This is a genomic window from Flavobacteriales bacterium, from assembly GCA_019694795.1.
GTDB lineage: Bacteria > Bacteroidota > Bacteroidia > Flavobacteriales_D > UBA2798 > UBA2798.
This window is the reverse complement of the sequence record JAIBBF010000100.1, coordinates 1-5,988: the sequence shown is the minus strand read 5'-3', so window position 1 is coordinate 5,988 and position 5,988 is coordinate 1. Positions and strand designations below refer to the sequence as shown.

Here is a 5,988-nt window from a genome sequence, read left to right as displayed (position 1 = left end):
TCTCATTGATAGAAGGTGAAACGGTTTTATCGTTCGGGTCAAAAGATCCACTTACAATACGGGTATAGCAATACGAATTACAACCCGGATTAATGTCAGTTCCGTTGGTCACTTCGGCATGCGAACAGGTTACAACAGGAGTTCCTAACGGAAGATTAGTCGGCGTATTAAACATGACGTAGAAATACGCACTGGTGCCAGGATTCAGATTGGAATAACTAAAGAAGATGGTATCGCCGGAAATCTGACTCGGAGAAGGATTAGAGCCGGTGTAGGTTAATTGCGAAGGGAAAATCAAATACACTTCACCATCAGCAGGCATGGAACCTGCATTGTAAACATTCAAGTAGTAAGAACCACCAAAACCAGGAACCATTCCGGTCGACCACAAACTAACGCATACATCATAGGTTGGTGGAATATCATAAGCGAAATCATTTCCATTATAGATATTTCCTCCAAGTACGTTAATCGCATAGGTGTTGGTACAAGCTGCTTCGAGGTCGGTGGTGTTGGTTACATCTACAGTGTAATTGGTAGCCGGAACATAAATGCTGTAATCGCCATTTGAATTGGTATAGCCATAATACACCTGCGTTCCGTTATCTGCTTTAACACTGCGGTAAGGTAATACAACATCACCTGCATCGTAGGTGCAATTGTGGTTTACATCATTGTAAAGTTTACCGTTGATTTGCCCGTAACCATAAGTGTTGTTGATGGAATAGAAATAGGTTTGACAATTGCCATTAGCATCAGTAATCAGCACCGAATAATTTCCGGCAACGAGGGAATAAATATCTTCAGTAGTGGCACCATTGCTCCATGCGAAAGTGAAGGGAGGATTTCCACCCGACAAGGTAATATCAATGAATCCATCTTGTAAACCATATCCGGTTACATGGTGAATCGAATCAGTTAAGGATGCTCCGGTAATTCCATTGGAAGAAACAATCACCATATAGGTGGCCTGACAACCATTGGCATCTTCGATAATTCCGTAATAAGATCCCGGACAAACACCCGTAAAATTCGGAGAGGCCTGAAATGTTACTCCATTATCAATACTGTATTGGTAAGGAGTAACGCCATTTGCACCAGCAAGGGTGATGGAACCATTACATGGATTGCAGGAAGAAGAAGTGCTTGTTCCTGTAGCAACTAAAGTAGAAGAAGAATTAACGGTTGCCACGGCAAAGGAGGTACAACCATTGGCGTCCGTTACATAGAGCGGATAGCTTCCCATACAAACATTAGAAACATTCTGCATAGGAGGTAGTCCACCCCAGTTAAAATTATAAGGAGGAGTACCACCCGTTGCAAATCCGGTTACGGATCCATCACAGGCTTGTGGACAACTGGTTGGTGTAGAAGTTGCACCGGCTGCGAATGGGGGAGCTGCAATAATATTTAATCCCACCATGGTTGAACAACCGTTTGCATCGATAACCTGACATTGATAGGTTCCGGGACAAAGGTTGGTAATGGTCGGTTGATTATTGGTAAATCCATTCGGTCCCGACCATAAATAGGTATAAGGACCCGTACCACCAACGCCCAATACAAAAGCGGCACCGTTGCATTGTCCGGCACAGGTTTCGTTATTAATTACATTCGAAGTACTGTTTAAAACAGCTGGTTCGGTAATGGTAAATGCAGTGGTATCGTAACAACCATTCGTTACATCCTGAATTACGAAATTGTAATTACCGGGAATCAGGTTGTATACACTGTCGTTGACCATGGTTCCAGCAGGGTTGTTCGACATGTCAATGACTTGATAAGTGTAATTACCGGAGCCATTGCTTACGGAGGCGTAGCCATGTCCATCGTTTGCACCGTTACAGCTTACATTATACATGTTAAGCGTAACCGTGAGGCCCGGACAATCAGCCATTGCATTGCTGCTGATGAGGGCCATGAGGAGGTAAAGAAATCGTTTCATGCTTTTCTAGGTTTGTGAAAAGATGACGTTGTAAAATGCAAAAGTTGCCAATGAAAATGAAATAAAATTTTTGTGTCAAAATGAAGGGAAATGCAGTAGCGCGCGTCGAAAAAAACGACCCGAAAAAAGAGTGGCAAGTGAAAAGGAGTGGCTGCAAGGACAAAAAATGCAGCGTTTAATTCAAAGACGAGCAGGATTGAAAAAGGTTGCCAGCGGCTTTTTTGTTATTTTCGCGCAACAATTCATTTTCCATGGAATATTTACCTCAGGACATCGAAAAAAAGTGGCAGAACTATTGGGCAGCCAATAAAACCTTTCAGGCGAAATACCCTAGCGATCGTCCGAAATATTATGTATTGGATATGTTCCCTTATCCAAGCGGTGCAGGGTTGCATGTAGGCCATCCGCTGGGCTATATCGCATCCGATATAGTTGCACGCTTTAAGCGATTACAGGGATACAATGTATTGCATCCGATGGGATATGATTCCTTTGGTTTACCTGCTGAGCAATATGCTATACAAACGGGTCAGCATCCTGCTATTACCACAGAAAAAAATATTGCACGATATCGCGAGCAACTCGACCGTATAGGATTTTCTTTCGATTGGGACCGTGAAGTAAGAACATCCAATCCCGATTATTATCGCTGGACGCAATGGATTTTTATTCAATTGTTTCATTCCTGGTACAACAAAAAAAATGATCGTGCCGAATCGATTCAAACCTTGATTTCCATTTTTGAAAACGAAGGTTTCGGCGGCGCGGCAGAACAGGTGCTAACAGGTGGAATAGAAAAAGATGTTCCTGCGTTTTCTGCTTCCGAATGGAAAAACTTTAGGGAAGAAAAGCAACAGGAAATATTGATGAATTTCCGATTAGCTTATCTCGACGATTCATGGGTGAATTGGTGTCCCGCTCTTGGAACTGTATTGGCCAACGATGAAGTGAAAGACGGCGTATCAGAACGTGGTGGTCACCCCGTAGAGCGAAAATTAATGAAGCAATGGAGTTTGCGGATTACCGCTTACGCAGAGCGATTATTAAACGACCTTGAAAAAATAGATTGGACAGAAAGCATTAAGGAAGCACAGCGTAACTGGATAGGAAAATCATCCGGTGCAAGTGTCCGGTTTAAACTTGTGGGACATAACGAAGAAGTCGAAGTATTTACTACGCGTCCGGATACCATCTTTGGAGTTTCCTTTTTAGTGTTGGCACCGGAACATGAATTGGTAGAAAAAATCACAACACGCGAGCACAAAGATGTGGTAGAGCATTATGTAAACTACGCCAAAAACAGAAGCGAACGCGAGCGTCAGGCTGAAGTGAAAAATGTGAGTGGAGCATTTACGGGTGCTTACGTAAAACATCCTTTTACCGATAAGTTAATTCCGGTTTGGATTGCCGATTATGTGTTGGCAGGCTATGGCACCGGAGCGGTGATGGCAGTACCATGTGGCGATCAGCGCGATTATGTATTTGCCAAACATTTCGATTTACCGATTCCTGCTATTATGGAAGGCGTAGATATTTCCGAAAAAGCAGATCCTACCAAAGAAGCAAAAATGATCAATTCCGGATTTCTGGATGGCTTAACCGGATATCAGGCGATAGAAGTTTGTATACGGAAAGTAGAAGAACTGGGAATTGGAAAAGGAAAAGTGAATTACCGTTTGCGCGATGCCGTTTTTGGTCGACAACGCTATTGGGGAGAACCTATTCCGGTGTATTATAAAAACGGAATTCCCTATTGCGTAGAAGAACATGAATTACCGGTTACATTACCCGAAGTAGATAAATTTCTTCCAACCGAAACCGGAGAACCACCTCTGGCGCGTGCTAAAGACTGGAAATATAAAAATCAATACGAATACGAAACCACCACCATGCCCGGTTGGGCCGGAAGTTCATGGTATTTTCTTCGCTACATGGATCCGAAAAATGAAAAGGAATTTGCGTCGAAAGAGAAAATGGCGTACTGGAATCAGGTGGATTTATACATGGGCGGTGCGGAACATGCAACGGGACATTTACTTTATTTCCGGTTCTGGACAAAATTCTTATTCGACATCGGTTATATTCAATTCGAAGAGCCTGCAAAAAAACTGATTAATCAGGGAATGATTCAGGGAGTTTCCAAGTTTGCATATCGCATTAATGGAACACACAAGTTTGTGTCGTATGGATTAAAAGATAAATATCAGACCACGCCTATTCACGTCGACGTAAATTTTGTGGATGGTGACATAATGGATATTGAAGAATTTAAAAAGTGGAGAGAAGATTTTGCACAGGCAGAATTTGAATTGGAGGACGGAAAATTTATTTGCGGAAGCGAAGTAGAAAAAATGTCCAAATCGAAATGGAACGTGGTTAATCCCGATTTAATCATTGAAAAATTCGGTACCGACACCTTACGCCTTTACGAAATGTTTTTGGGTCCGCTGGAACAACATAAGCCCTGGGATACAAAAGGAATCGAAGGCACATCGCGTTTTTTGAAAAAAATGTGGCGTTTATTTCATAATGAAAACGGATTTTTTGTGAGTGATGATGCCGCTACTAAAGAAGAATTAAAATCACTGCATAAATGCATGCGGAAAGTGTACGACGATATTGAGCGTTATTCCTTCAATACAGTCGTTTCAACACTAATGATCTGTGTAAACGAACTCAGCGATTTAAAATGCAATAAACGCTCCGTGTTAAGCGATTTGGTTGTGCTTGCTTCTCCTTATGCACCGCATATTGCAGAAGAACTATGGAGTTTGTTAGGGAATAAAGAAAGTGTTTCGTATGCTCAATTACCGGTATTCAATGCCGAGTATTTGGTGGAGAGTGCATTCACTTATCCGATTCAGTTCAACGGAAAACTTCGTTTCAATCTGGAACTACCTGCCGATATGCAACCCGCCGATATCGAAAAAGAAGTATTGGCGCATGAGTTAACTGCAAAATACCTCGAAGGAAAAACACCGAAAAAAGTGATTGTTGTTCCTAAGCGGATTGTCAATTTCGTTGTCTGATGTTCACGCTTCGCGAAGCGCTTGCCGATGATGCTTCATTATTGGCCCGAATTGGTGAAATCACTTTTCGTGAAGCGTATGGCGGGATGGTTCCCGATGAACTGATGGAAGATTATGTGCGGAATTATTTTACTGCTTCCGTTATGCAACTCGAGATGGACGAACCATCCTGGTTTTTCATTGGAGAAAAAGAGGGAAAAGCAATGGGTTATATTCGACTCGCCATTCGTAAGCCATTCGTATTAAACATTCCGAGAATATATATTCTCAAAGAAGTTTATGGATCCGGACTGGCGCAATTGTTGCTTCAACAAGCCATCGAAATTGCGAAAGAAAAAAATTGTACAACAATTGAGTTGTCGGTTTGGAAACGCAATCCACGCGCCATTCGTTTTTATGAAAAATCCGGATTTCAAATTGTAGGCGAAACATCCTTCGAATGGGATAAAGATCATGTGGATGAAGATTGGTTAATGGAGAGGAAGATGGAGGGGAACCACGAAGGCACAAGAACACGGAGAACCACGAAGGGAAGAGGGTAGAAAGGGAAAATGGGTAGGGGGTAGTGGGTAGTGGGTAGTGGGCAGAAAGGTAGAAGGGGAAATGGGTAGTGGGAAGTAAGGAAAATTAGGTAGGGGGTAGTGGGTAGTAAGGTAGAAGGGGAATGGGAAGAGGGTAGTAAGGAAAAATAGGTAGTGGGTAGTGGGCAGAAAGGTAGAAGGGGGAATAGGAAGAGGATAGAAGGAAAATTAGGTAGTAGGGAGAGGGTAAAAAGGCAGTAGGAAAAAAAAGAGTGATGAAATGGTAGTACACACCGCGCGTCATTCAGAGCGGAGCGTGGAATCGGATTGTTGCATCGTTGGGTTTGAACCACTAAGGCACAAGGACACTAAGATTTCTATGTTTAAAGTCAAGTGATTTTATCACATTGATAAAAATTCTTCTTTGTACATATAGGGTGCTTGTCTTTCGATTACGGCCCAGATACGGTGTACGAGCTTGTTTCTTACGGCG

3 protein-coding genes are annotated in these 5,988 nt (G+C 42.5%); 2 read left to right on the top strand and 1 reads right to left on the bottom strand.

Annotated features, from left to right (window positions below):
• On the bottom strand, positions 1 to 1,945 hold a 1,945-nt coding region (locus K1X56_14675; GenBank protein ID MBX7095964.1), incomplete at its 3' end, for a SprB repeat-containing protein.
• 251 nt (positions 1,946 to 2,196) lie between these two features.
• Here K1X56_14675 and leuS point away from each other — a divergent pair.
• Both leuS and K1X56_14665 read left to right on the top strand, forming a co-directional pair.
• On the top strand, positions 2,197 to 4,974 hold the full coding sequence (leuS, locus tag K1X56_14670) for a leucine--tRNA ligase (protein MBX7095963.1): 2,778 nt from the start codon (positions 2,197 to 2,199) through the stop codon (positions 4,972 to 4,974).
• A complete protein-coding gene (locus K1X56_14665; GenBank protein ID MBX7095962.1) occupies positions 4,974 to 5,516 on the top strand; it encodes a GNAT family N-acetyltransferase in 543 nt (180 codons plus the stop codon). Before leuS ends, K1X56_14665 begins: the two co-directional genes overlap by 1 nt.
• Positions 5,517 to 5,988: the final 472 nt, after the last annotated feature.